Annotated in this window: 14 protein-coding genes; 9 read left to right on the top strand and 5 right to left on the bottom strand. The window is 40.1% G+C overall.

All coding sequences use genetic code 11. The annotated features are described in order from the left end of the window. Positions 1-195 precede the first annotated feature (195 nt). From ACORJQ_RS05950 to atzF, 8 genes are all read left to right on the top strand, one after another. The gene (locus tag ACORJQ_RS05950) at positions 196-933 is read left to right on the top strand and encodes a biotin--[acetyl-CoA-carboxylase] ligase (protein WP_321322803.1); all 738 of its coding nucleotides are present in this window, start codon (positions 196-198) and stop codon (positions 931-933) included. A gap of 205 nt (positions 934-1,138) precedes the next feature. After that, the gene (locus ACORJQ_RS05945) at positions 1,139-2,113 is read left to right on the top strand and encodes an ABC transporter permease (protein WP_321322801.1); all 975 of its coding nucleotides are present in this window, start codon (positions 1,139-1,141) and stop codon (positions 2,111-2,113) included. A gap of 9 nt (positions 2,114-2,122) precedes the next feature. Next, positions 2,123-3,034 carry an ABC transporter ATP-binding protein gene (locus tag ACORJQ_RS05940; protein WP_321322799.1) on the top strand — a complete coding sequence of 304 codons (912 nt, stop codon included), beginning with the start codon at positions 2,123-2,125 and terminating at the stop codon, positions 3,032-3,034. 1 nt (position 3,035) lies between these two features. Continuing rightward, positions 3,036-3,500 (top strand): CopG family ribbon-helix-helix protein, encoded by a 465-nt coding sequence (locus ACORJQ_RS05935; RefSeq protein WP_321322797.1) that lies wholly within the window; start codon positions 3,036-3,038, stop codon positions 3,498-3,500. After that, positions 3,497-4,261 (top strand): urea amidolyase associated protein UAAP1, encoded by a 765-nt coding sequence (locus tag ACORJQ_RS05930; protein ID WP_321322795.1) that lies wholly within the window; start codon positions 3,497-3,499, stop codon positions 4,259-4,261. Before ACORJQ_RS05935 ends, ACORJQ_RS05930 begins: the two co-directional genes overlap by 4 nt. After that, positions 4,254-4,913, top strand: coding sequence for an urea amidolyase associated protein UAAP2 (locus ACORJQ_RS05925; protein WP_321322793.1), 660 nt, complete (start codon positions 4,254-4,256; stop codon positions 4,911-4,913). Before ACORJQ_RS05930 ends, ACORJQ_RS05925 begins: the two co-directional genes overlap by 8 nt. 99 nt (positions 4,914-5,012) lie before the next feature. Beyond that, entirely contained in the window at positions 5,013-8,648 is a 3,636-nt protein-coding gene (gene uca / locus ACORJQ_RS05920; RefSeq protein ID WP_321322790.1) for an urea carboxylase, read from the top strand. A 3-nt stretch (positions 8,649-8,651) separates the two neighbouring features. Further along, positions 8,652-10,469, top strand: coding sequence for an allophanate hydrolase (gene atzF / locus ACORJQ_RS05915; RefSeq protein WP_321322788.1), 1,818 nt, complete (start codon positions 8,652-8,654; stop codon positions 10,467-10,469). Between the two features lie 56 nt (positions 10,470-10,525). Here atzF and ACORJQ_RS05910 read toward each other — a convergent pair whose 3' ends face one another. From ACORJQ_RS05910 to ACORJQ_RS05900, 3 genes are read right to left on the bottom strand one after another with little or no spacing between them, the layout of a single operon-like run. Continuing rightward, positions 10,526-12,967, bottom strand: a complete 2,442-nt coding sequence (locus ACORJQ_RS05910; RefSeq protein ID WP_321322786.1) for a DUF2357 domain-containing protein — start codon at positions 12,965-12,967, stop codon at positions 10,526-10,528. A 31-nt stretch (positions 12,968-12,998) separates the two neighbouring features. Further along, positions 12,999-15,116: an MrcB family domain-containing protein gene (locus tag ACORJQ_RS05905; RefSeq protein ID WP_321322784.1), complete on the bottom strand. Its 2,118-nt coding sequence runs from the start codon at positions 15,114-15,116 to the stop codon at positions 12,999-13,001. 13 nt (positions 15,117-15,129) lie between these two features. Continuing rightward, complete coding sequence (locus ACORJQ_RS05900) at positions 15,130-15,492, bottom strand: HIT family protein (protein WP_321322782.1); 363 nt, start codon at positions 15,490-15,492, stop codon at positions 15,130-15,132. Positions 15,493-15,552: 60 nt separating this feature from the next. Here ACORJQ_RS05900 and ACORJQ_RS05895 point away from each other — a divergent pair, with 60 nt between their 5' ends. Then, positions 15,553-15,840 (top strand): allophanate hydrolase-related protein, encoded by a 288-nt coding sequence (locus ACORJQ_RS05895; RefSeq protein WP_321322780.1) that lies wholly within the window; start codon positions 15,553-15,555, stop codon positions 15,838-15,840. Between the two features lie 127 nt (positions 15,841-15,967). Here the strand turns inward: ACORJQ_RS05895 and ACORJQ_RS05890 are convergent, their stop codons facing one another. Then, positions 15,968-16,882, bottom strand: a complete 915-nt coding sequence (locus ACORJQ_RS05890) for a DMT family transporter (RefSeq protein WP_321322778.1) — start codon at positions 16,880-16,882, stop codon at positions 15,968-15,970. Next, on the bottom strand, positions 16,882-17,721 hold the full coding sequence (locus ACORJQ_RS05885) for an IolE/MocC family protein (RefSeq protein ID WP_321322776.1): 840 nt from the start codon (positions 17,719-17,721) through the stop codon (positions 16,882-16,884). Before ACORJQ_RS05885 ends, ACORJQ_RS05890 begins: the two co-directional genes overlap by 1 nt. Positions 17,722-17,735: the final 14 nt, after the last annotated feature.

Below are 17,735 nucleotides of genomic sequence, written 5' to 3'. Positions count from 1 at the left end.
TCGTTCTAAAACTTGTCAATAGCTAGCTATTAACTGCGTTTCAGGCCTCAACCAGTAAAAATTTATTCACATTTTTCTTTAGTTCATGACTCATGCAAAGCTCTCATAAATTTTCTCTAAAAATAAACTCCTCTTTTAAAAGAGCATAAAAACAGTAGATTTATTACAATTGTCTTATTAAAAACTTCAATCAGCATGACTAAAGGATTAACTTTGCCCTCTAACTACACCACTATTCAACTAGACACCGTTGGCTCAACAAATCAGTTTTTAAAAGATTATGTTTCGGAGCAACAGAGCCTAGATCCAATAGTCTGTATTACCCAAAAACAAACGGCAGGTTATGGTCAGCAAAAACGTAGTTGGCAAACCAATCAAGAGTCGGCGATTTTTTCAATCGCTTATCCGCTTAACTCACAAGATAAAATGACAGGCCTGGTAAGTTTACATATTGCTCGCCTTATTCATCAATGCCTCATTGAACTTACTGGGGATACTTTGTTTCTAAAATGGCCAAATGACATATACAACCAACAGGGTAAAGTCGCTGGCATCTTAATTGAGCAAGTCATTAAAAAAGAGTACCGATGCTTAATTATTGGTGTGGGTATTAACCGTAATCACACTAATTTAATAGATTCCGCCAGTAGCGTGAGTGACTTTAAAACAGAAGAGTTAATTGAGTCTTTTTTTGAAAAAATTAATTTACCAGGCCTGGTAAAGTTCTCAATTGTTGAGCTTTTAGACTATTGGAAAACTCATGACCTGTTTTCTATTAATCAAGCGATTCAGTTGATTACTGCTGAAGACATACATTCAGCACAAGCAGGATTTTATCAGGGCATTACTCCACAAGGTGAAGCTTTGATTAAACTCAATCAAAAAATACAAAGCCTAACCTCAGGGCAAACCTCAATTCGTAAACAATCTTAAAACTCAATAAATACCAAAACCCTACGCATTATTTTGGTTCAACCATGAACCAAATTGGTATAAAAAATATCAAAAACTCATACCATAAAGCCACAACCTCCACCATTTAAAGGCCATTACCTATATGGCATAGCTCATGCTTATTACATTTTTATAAAAAAGTAATACCAAATTAAAACCGCCACTTTAAAAGATGAATTTGCCTATGAAAATGTTAAAAAGTTGGACAACACCAAGAACCCCCGTAGATAAAAAATCGGCAAGACTATTAACTTTTGCCAGTTTTGCTATCCCCATTCTCTTGTGGTGTTTAGTCAGTTATGTGCCTTTTATTTGGCATCCACAGGTAGAAATAACCCAGCCAGGTGGGGTAAGTTATTTTCGCGAAGGTACCTTAATAGACAAAGACGTCTTTCAAAAAGAGATTGAAAAAAAGATTGAACAAAATCCACAAATTGATATGGCTTCCCTTCCACAGGGCACACCAGCTAACCCTGTATATTTGCCTGCACCTCATGAAGTAGCAACCGCTTTATACACTGCCTTTACCACACCACCAAGACGAAATGGCGAACCTTGGTTACATGAAAGCCTATGGCACTCAATTCAAGTCATTTCTTGGGGCTTCTTTTGGGCCATGTTATTTGGTGTGCCGCTTGGGATTTTTGCAGGCACGTACAATGCTGCCTCACACCTTATTGAGCCCTTTACCGAATTCTTTAGATATTTACCTGCTCCCGCATTTGGTGCTTTAGCCGTTGCCATTTTAGGTATTTATGACGCACCCAAAATTGCCATTATTTTTATCGGTACCTTTTTTCAAATGGTATTGATTGTGGCAACCACCACTCGCAAACTTAATATGGCATTAATTGAAGCTTCATTAACCTTAGGTTGCAAAGGCTTTAGCATGATTCGCCGAGTAGTTTTACCTGGCATTTTGCCTGATCTTTACCGAGATATGCGCATTCTATTAGGCTGGGCATGGACCTACCTAATTGTGGCAGAGTTGATTGGAACAAGCTCAGGGATCACTTGGTTTATTACTCAACAAGCACGATACAAAAACTTTGATAACGTGTTTGCGGCCATTCTAATTTTAGGCTTACTTGGTCTTATCACGGATATGGTTCTTGCCCAACTTGGCAAGCGTTTATTCCCTTGGCATACAGATAAATAGGAGCTTGAAATGTTAAAAAATATTCATCCTTTAGCCAATTGGTATACCCCCGAAATTAAAGCAAGAAACGAGCGTATTAAAAAACGCCCAACGGCTTTAACTATTACAGATTTACACAAAACCTTTGAGCACAAAGGCAAAAAAATCAATGTGCTTAACTCAATTGATTTTACCGCTTACAAACGCGAGTTTGTTTGTGTCGTTGGTCCTTCTGGGTGTGGAAAATCAACGCTTGCTCGATTAATTGCCGGGTTAGAAACACATGAAGTGGGAGCAATTCATATTGATGATGAATTGGTTGATGGTCCAGGTCCTGACAGAGGAATGGTATTTCAAAGTTACTCTTTATTCCCGTGGATGACCGTCAAACAAAATGTCATGTTTGGTTTAACAGAAGGCGGCATGTCTAAAAACCAAGCTGAGGCCGAAGCTTTTCAATGGATTGATTTAGTTGGCCTAGAAAAATTCACCAACGCTTATCCACACCAACTTTCTGGTGGTATGAAACAGCGTGTGGCGATTATTAGAGCTTTAGCAAATCAACCTAAAATTTTATTAATGGATGAACCTTTTGCGGCTCTAGATCCACAAAATCGTTTGAAAATGCAGCGTTACCTTTTAGAGATTTGGCAAAACATTGATATTACGGTTTTCTTTATCACTCACGATTTAGATGAGGCAATTTATTTAGCTGACCGAATTTTAATTCTTGAAGCCAACCCTGGACGAGTATCTGAAACTTTAAGTGTTCCACTGCCTCGCCCAAGAAAAGAAGACACGCTGCTGAGCCCTGAGTTTTTAGCCACCAAAGAATATTTAGAAAAATTAGTGCACCCACCTCAAGAAGAAGAGAGCATGGAAGAAAAACTCAGTATGGTTCGCATGGTTTCAGTTAACTCAGAAGTACCGGATATTTTTTAATATGACTCAACATACCAACAAATTAATTAGAACCAGCGCCTCTTTGCCTGAAAGCGTTATTAAAGACTTAGACAACCTTATGAAGGCTCGTGGTTTTAATAATCGCTCTGCTTTATTGGCAGACATTATTCGTAAAGAAGCAGCGTCTTTTAGCCAAAACTATACCAATGAAATTATGGCAGGCACCTTTACTATGGTGTACGACCATTCGGTACCAGGCCTGCAACAAAAGCTAAACCACCTTAAACACCAGTATGTGGCTGAGATTATCTCCAGCACACAAATACAGTTAATGGATCAACACACTTTAGAGGTCAACCTAATGCAAGGTGCGGCTCAAGATTTAAAAAAAATCAGTGATGAAATGATGGCAAATCGCGGTGTAAAAAATGCCAACCTTTACCTAACCCAATCTGCCCTACCACCCATTTATAGCACTGACAAAAGTACAGGAGAAGTCAAATGACTGACACAAGCCAAGCCAGCGAATTTAAGCCTGAATACAACGGCTTTATCTGGCAAGAAAACCTACCAGGTGGTGCACACTGGTCTGGTGTAATTCGTCGCGGTACGGTTTTACGTTTAACCGATATTGAAGGCAATGCTAACGTTGCCATGCTAATTAATAACATAGAAGTAAAAAACGAACGCTATAACATGCCTGACACTCTTAAGGCCCAAAAAACCGCATTTTTGACGACACCTAATATGTGTTTTAGTGATATGGGCAGAGTCATGTGCTCAATCATTGCAGACTCTTGTGGTTGGCACGACACTATTGGCGGCCTATCTAACGCTGCAATGGTACATAAAAAATATGGCGATAAACCTTATCAAGAAGCACATAACGGCTATTTTAAAAACGGTTATGACAGCTTAATCAATGAACTCGGTAAATGGGGCTTAAATGCCAGCGATGTTATGCCAAATATTAACTGGTTTAGCAAAGTACGAGTAGAAGACAATGGCTCGATGACCTTTATTGCTAACAACTCTAAAGCGGGCGATTATGTTGACCTACGTTTTGAAATGGACTGTATCGTAAGTTTATCTACTGCACAACACCCTATGGACACTAATCCTGAATACAATCCACAACCGATTCAATTAACTGTGTTTAAAGCCCTTCCGGTTAAAGAAGATGATGCTTGTCGCTTACATCGAGCAGAGAACCAACGTGCCTACTACAACACCAAAGTTTATTATGGAGAGAACCCAAATGACTAAACCAACTTTTGATGAAAACCGAGTGGTCTATCGTGAAGTGGTAGCGGCTGGTGATCCATGGATGCACGAAGTAAAAGCCGGCCAATATTTTAGAATTGTTGACCTTGAAGGTAACCAAGCGGTTGATACCCTTTTTTATAATGCCAAAGATCACGCGGAACGCTATTCAGCAACCGATACCATTCGTGAACAAGGCAATATTTATTTAACCACTAACAGTGTGTTGCAATCTAACTTGTGTAATCCAATGTTAACCATTGTAGATGACACTTGTGGTCGTCATGATACCATTGGTGGTGCCTGTTCTGCAGAGAGCAACACAGTTCGTTACGCTATTGAAAAACGTCATATGCACTCTTGCCGAGATTCGTTTTTAATGGCTCTAGGAAATATGCAAACAGAACAATGCGGTTGTCATTCAGATAAAACCATGACCAAAGATGACCTATCAAGCAATATTAACTTTTTTATGAATGTGCCAGTTTCACCTGATGGACACCTAGATTTTGATGATGGTATTTCCGCTCCGGGTCGTTATGTAGAGATGCAAGCTCATATGGACGTTTTAGTTTTAGTCTCTAACTGCCCGCAATTAAATAATCCATGTAATGGCTACAACCCAACCCCAGTTGAAATGGTGATTTGGGAATAAACACTCATAATACATAACAAATTCTAAAAAATAACACCCTGATTGGGACGGCCCAATCTGGTAGAACTCGCTTCAGAACGGTCTGAAAAGGAAACAACTATGTTTAATAAAGTGCTCATCGCTAACCGTGGTGCTATTGCGACAAGAATTATTCGTACCCTTAAAAAAATGAATATTCAGTCTGTCGTCTTGGCTTCTGATGCCGACCGTGCATCACTACATGTTCAACATGCCGATGAAGTCATCTTTTTACCTGGCAATGCTGCTACAGAAACTTATTTAAATGTTCCTCTCATTTTAGAAGAAGCCATCAAACTTGGGGTACAAGCTGTACACCCTGGTTATGGTTTTTTAAGTGAAAACACCAGTTTTGCAGAAGCGTGTGAAGCCGCTAATATCCGTTTTATTGGTCCCGAGCCACAACACATTTGCGACTTTGGCTTAAAACATACTGCAAGAGATTTAGCGATTGAAGCAAATGTACCGCTACTGCCTGGTTCTGGATTGCTTGAATCTTTAGAACATGCCTTTTCTGAAGCTGATCGCATTGGCTACCCTGTCATGTTAAAAAGCACCGCTGGCGGCGGCGGGATTGGTATGCAAAAATGCGATACTAAAGCAGAGCTGTCTGAAGCCTTTGAACAAGTTGCCCGTTTAAGCCAAAACTCATTTGGACAAAGTGGCATCTTTTTAGAAAAGTTTGTGGTGAATGCTCGTCATATCGAAATTCAAATCTTTGGTGATGGTAACGGCAATGTTGTCTCTTTTGGTGAACGTGATTGCTCTTTACAACGCCGTAACCAAAAAGTAGTTGAAGAAACCCCTGCCGTTGGTATCAACCGCAATCAAGTTGCTGAGATGGAAGCTCATGCGGTTCGTTTAGGTGAATTAGTTAGTTACAAATCAGCTGGAACGGTCGAATATGTTTACGATGCCGACACCAATGAATATTACTTTTTAGAAGTGAACACCCGTTTACAAGTTGAACATGGTATTACCGAAGCGGTTAGAAATGTTGATTTAGTAGAGTGGATGGTTAAAGTCGCTTATGAAGCCAAACTGCCTCTTTCAGTAGATCAAATTCAGCCAGCTCAAGGCCATGCGATTGAAGTACGCGTCTATGCCGAAGACCCATTTAAAAACTTTCAACCAAGCACTGGTAAATTAACAGGCTGGGTTATGCCAGATAACTGCCGAGTCGATACTTGGTGTGATCGTGGCATTGAAGTCAGTTCTTTTTATGATCCAATGCTGGCTAAAATCATTGTGACAGGTAACACTCGTGAAGAGGCGGTTAACAATTTACAGACCGCAATGCACACCGCAAAAATTGATGGTTTTGAAACAAACATTGCCTATTTAGGTGCTCTAAGCCATTCACCTGAATTTAAAGATGGCACCCAACTCTATACTCAATTTTTAAATAAGTTTATTCACACCCCTAACACCATTGAAGTCACCCAGCCTGGTACCCATTCAATGTTAGTTAGCTACCCTGGCCGTGTGGGCTACTGGGATATTGGTGTGCCACCTTCCGGGCCAATGGATTCTTTATCACACCGTTTAGCTAACCGCTGTTTAAATAACCCAGAAGATGCAGCAACCATAGAGATGACCGTATCGGGAGTGGGACTCACCTTTGATAAAGATACCGTAATTTGTATCACTGGTGCAGACATACAGGCAACCATTGATAAACAACCCGTACCGCAATGGCAACCAGTGCGAGTTAAAGCAGGCCAACAATTAAAATCTAAAGTCATTAAAGACATTGGACAACGTGCATATTTAGCAGTGCTTGGTGGCTTTGACGTACCTGATTATATGGGCAGTAAAACCACATTTTCACTAGGTAAGTTTGGTGGTCATGGCGGACGTTTATTGCGAACAGGTGATGTATTACGTCTAACTGATATTGACGATAATCAAACATTACCAGGCCTGCCAAAACAGGTTATTCCAAAACTAACTAATCAGTATGAAATTGCAGTCATATACGGTCCACAAGGTTGCCCTGATTTCTTTACTGAACAAGATATTGAAAAATTCTTTGCTGCAGAATGGCAAGTGCATTACAACTCAAGCCGTACAGGTATCCGTTTAATTGGACCAAAACCGCAGTGGGCTCGTAAAGATGGAGGTGAAGCTGGACTACACCCTTCTAATATTCACGACAACCCTTATGCGATTGGAGCAATCGACTTTACTGGTGATATGCCGGTTATCTTGGCACAAGATGGCCCAAGTTTAGGCGGTTTTGTTTGCCCTGCCACCATTATTGAAGCCGAGCAATGGAAAATGGGACAACTTCGTCCCGGTAATAAGGTACGTTTTAAAGCCGTATCAATTGAAACCGCTGAATTGGCTATTGCCCATTATGAAGAAGCGATTGCGGAATTAAATACCCCAACAACAATTGAATTGCCTTATCTCAATCAATCCACCGAGCAGTCTTGTATTGCCCATGAAACCTCAGCGGACGAACACGAATTTGGTGTTAAGTATCGCCGTTCTGGTGATAGTCATGTGTTAGTTGAATACGGCAAAATGGAGTTATATTTAGCTCTGCGTTTCCGTATTCAGGTGTTATATGAACGTTTAAAAACCAATAAAGAAGCACAGTCTTGGTCATTTTTAAAAGACTTAACGCCAGGTATTCGCTCTTTGCAGGTTCATTATGACCCTAAACAGATCAGTCAAAATGACATTATTCAAAAGCTGATTGAGTTAGAAGAAGAGATTTCCTCAGGTCAAGACCTGACCGTTAAAAGCCGAATTGTGCGTTTACCACTCTCTTGGGATGATCCGAGTACCAAGTTAGCCATCGAAAAGTACATGACAACGGTTCGTCCTGACGCTCCTTGGTGTCCAAGTAACATTGAGTTTATTCGTCGTATAAATGGCTTAGATAGCATTGAAGATGTTAAAAAAATTGTTTTTGATGCCAAATACTTAGTCATGGGATTGGGCGATGTTTACCTGGGCGCACCTGTGGCTACCCCGCTTGACCCTCGTCATCGTTTAGTGACCACTAAATACAACCCTGCGAGAACCTGGACACCAGAGAATGCAGTAGGAATTGGTGGAGCCTATATGTGTGTTTATGGAATGGAAGGCCCAGGTGGTTACCAGTTTGTGGGTAGAACCATTCAAATGTGGAACCCTTATCACATAACTAAAAACTTCCCTGTTGGTAAACCTTGGTTATTAGACTTTTTTGACCAAATTCAATACTACCCTGTTTCAGAAGAAGAGTTGGCTCAAGCCCGTTTAGATTTCCCTCTAGGGCGTTATGACATTGAGATTGAAGAAACTGAGTTGTCTTTAAATGCATACCAAGCATTTTTAGCGGAAAATACATCCACTATTGAAGCATTTCAAGCTCAACAACAAGGTGCTTTTGAAGCCGAACGACTTTATTGGGAAGAATCGGGCCTGGCAAATTTTGAAGCCGAAACCGCTCAAGAAGAGATTCAAAACGAAACCGCCACTGAAATTCCAGAAGGCTTTGAAGCTGCTACTTCGCCGATTACAGGTAGTGTCTGGAAAATACAGGTTAAACCTGGCGATAACGTTCAAGAAGACGACACTATTGCCATTTTAGAAACCATGAAAATAGAAATACCTGTTTTAGCCGAAACCTCTGGTACTGTCACTGAAATTTTAGTGAATGAAGGTGATCTTATTCAAACGGGACAAACCTTGATGGTTCTAGAACTCGAGGAGAATGTTTAAATCATGAAAGAGCTCAACTTAACCCTAGCTGCTTTAAAAAAAGCTTATGCAGATAAAACGCTTGAACCCCGAATCGTTGTAAAAAAATTGCTCGCAAAAGCGACTGATTATGAAGACTATAACCTATTTATTCACCTGCTCAGCGAAACAGAACTAGAACCTTATCTCAATCACCTTGAAAAGACAGAACCTAATAGCCTGCCTTTATGGGGTGTGCCGTTTGTTATTAAAGATAATATTGATTTGGCCAATATTCCGACCACTGCGGCCTGCAAAGAATATCGCTATGTTCCAAAAGAGTCGGCAACGGTTGTACAAAACCTTATTGAAGCCGGAGCCATTCCGATTGCTAAAGCCAATATGGATCAATTTGCGACAGGCCTAGTAGGTACTCGTTCGCCTTATGGAGAGTGCCATAACGCCTTCGATTTTAATATGATTTCTGGTGGGTCAAGCTCAGGGTCCGCCGTTTCTTTAGCCTTAAATTTATGTAGCTTCTCTTTAGGCACAGATACAGCAGGTTCTGGCCGAGTGCCAGCCGCCTTTAACAATTTAATTGGCCTAAAACCCTCTAAAGGATTATTGAGTACCAAAGGCGTAGTGCCTGCCGTTCGCTCGCAAGATGTGGTGAGTATTTTTGCTTTAAATTCCCAAGATGCTTATCAAGTATTTGATGTAGCTGCTCAATTTGATCAAGAAGATGAGTTCAGTCGTACCGAAACCGAATTAACTCCACCCGCTTGGAATGCAAAACCAATTATTGGTATTCCAGATAACGAAAGCCTATTTTTTGATGGTGATGAGCAAGCTCAAAAAAACTTTACCGAAACCGTCAGCAGTTTAGAAAAACTGGGTTATCAAATTAAAACGGTGCCTTTTAACGCTTGGATAGAAACCGCCAAACTTTTATATGGTGGTGCTTGGGTGGCAGAACGGTATTTAGCAATAGCAGACTTTTTTGAAAAAAATGAATCGATTATGGACCCTACCGTAGCAAGCATTGTAGCGGGGGCAAAAAACCTTTCAGCAGCCGATGCTTATCAAGGAAGTTACGCATTACAAAAAGCTCAAAGGGAGACACAAATCTTGTGGCAAGAGCATGGCATTGATTGCATGATGACGCCAACCACACCTTCTATTTATTCTATTGAAGCTCTAAAAGAAGACCCAATTAACCTAAATTCAAAGTTAGGAACCTACACTAACTTTATGAATTTATTAGATTACGCAGCCGTTGCAATGCCAACTGGTTTTAGACAAGATACCTTACCAATAGGCGTTACGTTTTTTGCACCAGCAGGTTCAGATAGAGCCTTATTACAATTAACCGATGAACTACACCCAATGTTTGTAGAAGCATCAGGAGCACGATTTATAGAAGTACCTCAGGCTAATCAAAGCCTATTTAATAATCCACAAACCATTCCTTTAGCGGTAGTCGGTGCACATTTAGTTGGTTTCCCACTTAACAGCCAATTAATTGAACGTGGGGCAACCTTATTAAAAACCACCAAAACAGCACCTAAATATGCGTTTTATGAATTAGCTGGTGGCCCAATTTTAAAACCAGGCCTGGTAAAACAGCTTAATGGTGGAGAATCCATTGAACTAGAAATCTGGAATATGCCTAAACAACATTTGGGTAGTTTTTTGGCTCTCATTCCCTCGCCTTTAGGGTTAGGTAAAGTTGAGTTGATTGATGGCTCTCAAGTGGTTGGATTTATTTGCGAACCCTATGGCATTGAAGGTGCAACCAATATCTCAGATACCGGTGGCTGGCGTAATTGGATGAAAAATAGAGGCGCAAAAAAACATAAATAAAATTTAAGATGTCTGATTATTCATTCAAACAAACAAACTTACCAAACCTGGTGGTTTTATTTATTTAATTGTAATCCACTGTAAACCATTCGAAGTGATTTAAAATCACGCGATTCGGTCAATTCAATTAAGGTAGTAAGTTTAATCGACGCCATAAAACTCGCACTCGGCACATTAATCACCGTGTCTCGTAATTTAAAGGGAGCACCCAATTCAAGTAGCCAATAATCTTTATTGTTTTTGGGTGCTCGACCTGTTTGTTCCAGTGTGAGTTCTCTGCGTTTTTTAATACTAACGGATTTAACTGGCCAAACCCATTCAATACTCTGAGAAGCCGGCCCAAAGGATCGAGTTGCAATCGCTACAAATTGCAACTCATGCATAATCGTATGCTCGATATCGGCTTCAATTTTATTTTGAAAATCTTTAATTGTCTTTACTGGTACGTGATACCACTCCGCCAATCCCTCTTCGAAGCGTTTTAGGTAATTTGAATCGCGTCCTGCCGGCTTACCTAAAGCTATGGTCATGGTAAGTGCATTCTCTTTGTTCACACTCAAACCACGATAAGGAATACGTGCGGAATCTTGAAGGTACAAATGGTCACTTAATGCGGTCGAATAAACGTTTAGTTTAGTGCCTATTTTTTCTTTCAAAAAATTAGACAACCATAGGCTTCCGTTAAAAGCTTTTTGCGAAGGTAATAATGGGAACGCGCCAATATCAATTTGGTTAAGCGCCTCTTGATAAGGGTTGCCGGTACCATTGTCCGTTTGGTCAAAATAGCCTGGATATAAAGCATAAGCGCCAAATACGGGGCGAGTCTGGCCTTTATTACCTTGTTTTTCTTGATAAAACAGCGCATCTCGATAACGGTGCATTTGGTTTAGGGCATCATCGGGTACCCAGTCAATCGATTCTTCTTGCCCATCTCTCCTTACCATTTTTGGCGGTTTAATGCGGTATTTAGCATCAAACAACCACACAAATTGTTCCCCATTTTTAAACGTAACTTCTAATAAAATATCGGGTTTCTGGCTTGCTGTCCAAACACGGATACCTTCATTTATAGCTTGGTTTTTAAACAGAGGCTCATGTTTTAAAACAACTTCAATCCCATCAGGCCTGCTCATTTTAAATGCGCCATATTGACCATCTCTAACATCAAACGTTAAGTCGTTTTTGTTTTTCTCAAGTCGTGCTTTCTTGGTTAATTGTTCTTCAAAGCCTAAGTCTTCAATTAATAATCGTTTTACTTCTAAGAAACACCAAATTTCGTAAAGTTCTTCAATGGTTTTCATAGATACGGTCGCTTGATTACCGAGCACGCCCAAATACCATTTAAGCTGTTGCCAAGCTTTATAAACCGCCGAATAACCTGTTTTTTGTTGCAATACTAACGATTCGCCATTTAACCCTTTAAAACTCGATAACTCTTTGAATAATGGATTGTTTTGAAAGCGCTCTAAAGGTTGAATCCAAGACTGAATCTCTTGAAAAAAAGATTCTGATAAACGTTGTTGCTCTGGTTGCTCATTAAATTGACGCGCCTTTTGGCTAAAGTCTTTTAATCGTTTCTGTAAGGAACTCAAAACAAACTGAATAAACTGATTCTCAGGTGTATCGGCACTCAGCTTTTTTTGGGTGATGGCATAGCGTTTACGGGTTTGACCAGCGCTGATATCTTGCCGAACTTTTTCAGCTAACTTAGTCGGTAATTTACCTTTTAAACGGTCTGCTTTTAATTGTTTTGTTTCTGGTAATAAACGGCTATGTGGTGCGCTTAATATTTGTTTAATGCCCTTTTCAACCGTATGGCGAAGCGATTCAAATTCAGCAATCCATAACAGTTCAAACGGTTCATGCTTTTCTCGAGTGCGATCAACGGCTTGTTCGGTTGACTCTACCAAAGCAAAACGCCATAACGGATACTGGTTATCTAATACCTTATAAATGGCATCTAAATCCGCTTTCATGTCGATTTTGGTGGGCAATACCTCTAACGAAATCGAAATATTTTTTTGCTTATTGTTGACCCAATAAGCAATCGGCAATTTAAACCACCCAATATCATTTTTAAAACCGATTGTGCCTTGTAAAACCGGTACGCCCCGATTAGAAAAACGAAAAACATCATTTATTTTATTGAGCTTATGGCAAACCTTGGGGTGCGTATCAACCGCTTCTGTAAACGAAACGTGCGCTTTAAAGATAAACTCAAATTCATAAAGGGTGTTTTCAAAGAATAGTGGTTTTGGAAGAGTAATAGCTGTGCACTTTTGATTACCAAAACGTCTCCAAAATGGAAATTCACCTTCCACAACAGGCGCATTATCAGCATCAAAAAAGACAGGTTCAGAGAAACGTATCTCAGAAAGTGGCAAGGTTTTATTACGATGAGCCAAGGTGTTCGCTAAACGAGCTTGCTTGTTTGCAATCGGCTTAGACCAAACCACCAACTCCCAATCTTGGGTCTTTAGCTTTAAGAGTGATTGCATTGAATTCCCTTAGTATTGTAAAAAACCGTGACTAAGGCCAAAAGCTGGTAAACCCATTTTGTTTTAAACGATCTTGCATCCACTCAAGCTTTAAACGTGCACGACACGCTATAAAAATAGGTGATTCAGGCGATTTGATCGTTTCCCTAAACAAATCTGGGCGTGTTAAACCTTCCCAAATGCTCTGCAAACAATCTGGCTTTTTGAATGTTTCAATAAGCGTATTTAACAGATCTGAATTTTGCACCGATAATTTATCTTCATCACCTTCGATGCGAGGCAATACCTTCATCATTAAGAAATCATCCCATACGGCTTGCAACTCAAGATCTGTCTTCGGTTTAAAACTTATTACCGAAACAAACAACTCATTTAAAGCACGGTAAGCGAGTTCAAACATAGTGCCTTTTAACACATGATTAACGGCATCAAAAAAGGCCCTGGTTTTTTGACCATCACTGTCAATTATCACGTCACTTAAATCAACTAATTTAGCGTGTGACACTAGTGGATAACCTAAAGCTTTTGGTTCATGTACCGCCTCAAAAAACGCAGCGGAATTGTTGGGGAAAAACTCTCCAAAATCAAACGTTAATGCTCGGTCTATCACCTTACGAGAAAACCCGTGCGTGGTTTCATCCATATTCACCGTACCGGCCACAATCAGGTTAAACGGAATACCGATCCCTTTGTTTACAAAATAACGCCACAAACCATCAAATACAGGCTCTTTCAAACCTAAGGCTTCGCGCAGTTTTTCTAGGCCTTTAGGTTCTAGCTGTTTAAACGTATCGGGTTTTAAAAGTGGGTCACAGGTATACACACCCTCCTCCCATTTTCGGGTTTCAATTACCGACAAGTAATCAGCAAAATACTGTTCCACTGGCGCCAAATTCATCTCATCTAAACACAACCAAAATGGCGGAATTTTTGAAATATCGTGCGTTGTGTAATCAAATTCAGACGCACTATCAGACGCACTAAATGAGTTTGGTAAATCAATGACAGACAACCACGCCTTAACCATAAAACGTAAAACATCGGTGGTAATAAACTCCGCCCCATCCTGACCTAAACGAGAGACATACCCCAATAAATCCGATGGCTCATGCCAATCAGGACGAACCGACACCAAACAATAGGTTGATTCCAGTGACCCTGTTTTTTCAGCTTGCTCACGCACAAAACGGGTTTTACCGGTTCCTGACAGGCCTGCTAACAATAAGAAGGGTTTTGAAAGTCTGTGATAAGTTAAGTTATTAAGTTCCGTAGAATCTGACACAAGTGATTCATCCCCTATGTTTACACTTTTGGATTGATTATAAATATTCATCAATTCCAACAAATCAGTTTTTAGTTGAGAGTTTTCTGGGATTGCACTTGATGCATAAAACTTTGCGCCAGCAGACCCCCATTCGTAGGTGTTTCCTAGCGGAGTAGTGGCATTAAGATTAATATCTGTATCCCATCCTGAAAGACCGGGTAACTGTTCTCTAAGCAGGTTCCTTATTTTTAATGCTTCTCTCCTGGCACCTGCATTACCGAATTGTTGAGTTAAAGCTGTTGTACCTAAGCCTAAAGATAAATAAACACCTGAACCATCTGCGCAAAATAAGTAAACAGGATAGATACCATCTTGTGTCGAAGTGGTAACACTTGTATCAAGAATTGAAACCCATGGCACACTTGCCCAATTACCTGCTCCAATACTGGCTTTAATTTTATATTCATTTCCAGTATCAGAATCTAAAACCTGTTCAATCTCGAATTTTAATCGCTCGAAAGTTTGTCGTATTGGATGATTAGCAAAACCTTCTTGAGTAGACTCAACCCAATTTTGAGTAATGTCATCTAATAAAGCTTTAACATTAAAGTCACTTGTATGTTTTTCAACAATATCAAAACCCAAACCCTCAAGTGTCTTGAAACATCGTGTATTTTGACCAACAGGAAAGGTATTCGTTTCAAGTAAACCTTGCTCACCTTTTGCAAAATAATCCGCATATTGGCAGACCAGTGGCGGTGGATAGTGCTTACCATTAATGACCACTTCATACTTTTGCGATTGACCCTGTAAATTTTCAGAATCAATTTTATCTACCGCCTGTAGAACATCGTCTTTTGTAATGCTGTCGCTAATATTTGGCATAAGAACTCATTAGTTAATACTTTTGTTTTTCTGGAATCACACCACGCACGCCGCCTTTTGGGTCGGACATATCGCCTTTGTAGCGAGGAATGACGTGTATGTGTGCATGGGCAATGGTTTGGCCTGCGGCTTCTCCGCAATTTACACCAATGTTATAGCCATCGGGTGAATAATCCTTATCTAGCTGTAGTTTTACTGCTTGAACTAAATTTATGGCATCAATTTGCTCTTGCTGGCTCATATCAAACCAAGTTGCAACGTGCCTTTTGGGGATAACTAAGGTGTGGCCTTTTGTTACGGGGTAGAGATCGAAGCGTGCGTAACAGGTTGCGTTTTCTAAATAAAATTCACTGTCACAAAATGGGCACAAATTCACATTACATCCTAAAATTTAAGGGTTGAGAGGCAGGTTAAGATAGTTTTTTATGCTAAATAATTGCAAAGATTTGATTCTACAATTTACCAGGCCAGGTGTCACCATAAACCAGGCCTGGTAAAACAGCTTAAAGGTGGAGAATCGATTGAACTAGAAATCTGGAATATGCCTAAACAACATCTGGGCAGTTTTTTGGCTCTCATTCCCTCGCCTTTAGGGTTAGGTAAAGTTGAGTTGATTGATGGCTCTCAAGTGGTTGGCTTTATTTGTGAACCCTATGGCATTGAAGGTGCAACCGATATCTCGCATACAGGTGGCTGGCGAAATTGGATGGCTCAAAAAAGCTAATATAAATTTAACAAAGCTGAGTAAACCATAAAACAAAGGCCTTATTTAAGGCCTTTGTTGTTTTTAAATCATTCTATTCAGGAATCTCTCTTTTTCAATCACTCTTTGATTTTTGTGTATTAAATGGCTAAGTATTTGAATCTTTGTGTGATCTTAAGGCCTCAATCAACGCCGCACTTAAAATTAAAGCCGCTCCCAGCCCTTCTATTAAATTCAAAGTTTCACCATTGAATAACATGGCGGAGATAACGGCGGCAACCAGCTCCATAATCATAATGATAGATGATTGACTTGCTGGCATATGCGTTACAGCCCACTGAGAACCTAGATTGGAGATTAATAACCACACCAAACCAAATGCCGCCAACCACAACCAGGCACTTATGGAAATATTACCAGCTAGATGAACGTCTTGATTCAAGACCAAAATCCCAGACATAAGCATAGTCCCCATAAATAAGGCACTGAGTTTTACTACCACAGGTAAGGATTGCACGCCCCTAAAAGCAATATTATTCATGGCAAATAAAAAGCCCGAAAGCAACGCTAGAAAATCAATCCACGTCGGAGGCGATTCAAATATCTCAACCCCACCTACAACTAAAAATGCACCTGATATTGCCAGCCCTGCCGCTAACCATCCCAACATAGGCACACGTTCTTTTAATATAAATTTACCGCCTAAGACTCCCCAAAGAGGCAATAAATAAAACAACACCATGACGCGAATCACATCGCCATAAATTAATGAGTAATTAAAGGCTAAATTGGCTCCTCCCCCAAGCACGACGATTAACAACCAAGGTTTAATATTGTTTTTTAACGTGCTTTTAAAGTGCCATAAAATCGGCAAGAACAGTAAACTTAATAAACCGTAAGCCACAAAAATAATAAAAGGCCCATCAAACCCCATTTGATGTAGCGACTTTAATGGCCACCAACTCATCCCCCAAAATAACGAAGCCACTAATAGCACTAATACTGGTCGTTTATCTTTTGCTGGGGCCTGGTCATTCCCTATTTTGCTTAATCCGATTTCCATTAAAAAGACACCTCTGAAAAATGCTGTTGTTCAACTTGGTTTATCCACTGGTTCACTTCAGATAAATCTGCTACTGGCATTTGGGTAAAAGGCTGCAAATGCAAATAACCATCTGGCCCAAATTCAGGTGTTAAGGTGGTCACTTCAAATCCCTTAGCAAACTGGTCCTTCCAAACGGTTTCCCAAACTCGCTGATGCGACTGTAGCGCTTCTGCATACTCTGGTGCAGCAGGGTGTGGAACTTGCGGACCTTGGTCATAACCTACTCGTCCATGAACATGGTGAACATTAGTTTTAATCGCATGAATAACATCCATTTCAGAATCCATTAAACGCTCACAAACTACACACCAGTGACTGATATCTAACGTTAAGTTAATCTCAGGTAAAGCCTTAACCACTCTTTGAGTTACCCAAGGAGTAAATAATGAGCGACTTCTGTGTGTTTCAAAACTTAAAGTAATTCCATAATCTTTACCCACTTGCATAGCTTGCTCAAAAAACGCGATCGAATCGTTTTCCTCCCAAGCATCACAGCCCGTTATGCAAGTCGCAAACAAGGGATTTAAAGGCATTGAATTGTCTAATTGATATTTAATATCGTCTAAATGCTGTTGAACGCTCCAATTCCTATCTGGCACATAATCGCCGCCCGTTACCACTTCAGCAATGTAATCACACTCAAACTCGGCTAAGGCATTTATCCATTTGGTTTGTTCAATGTTATCTTTAGGAGCTTGACCTTCAATACCATTAAATTGATGATTGATTGCATTTTTACAGGCCTGGTCAATGGGTAAAGTATTGCCCCAAAGGGTTTTAAACGTTTTTAATTGCATCGAATCTGCCACCG

The sequence above is a fragment of the Thiomicrorhabdus sp. genome, assembly GCF_963662555.1.
In the GTDB taxonomy this organism is placed as follows: Bacteria; Pseudomonadota; Gammaproteobacteria; order Thiomicrospirales; family Thiomicrospiraceae; genus Thiomicrorhabdus.
Note: the sequence above shows the minus strand (reverse complement) of the source record. Positions and strands in the feature narration are given on the sequence as shown.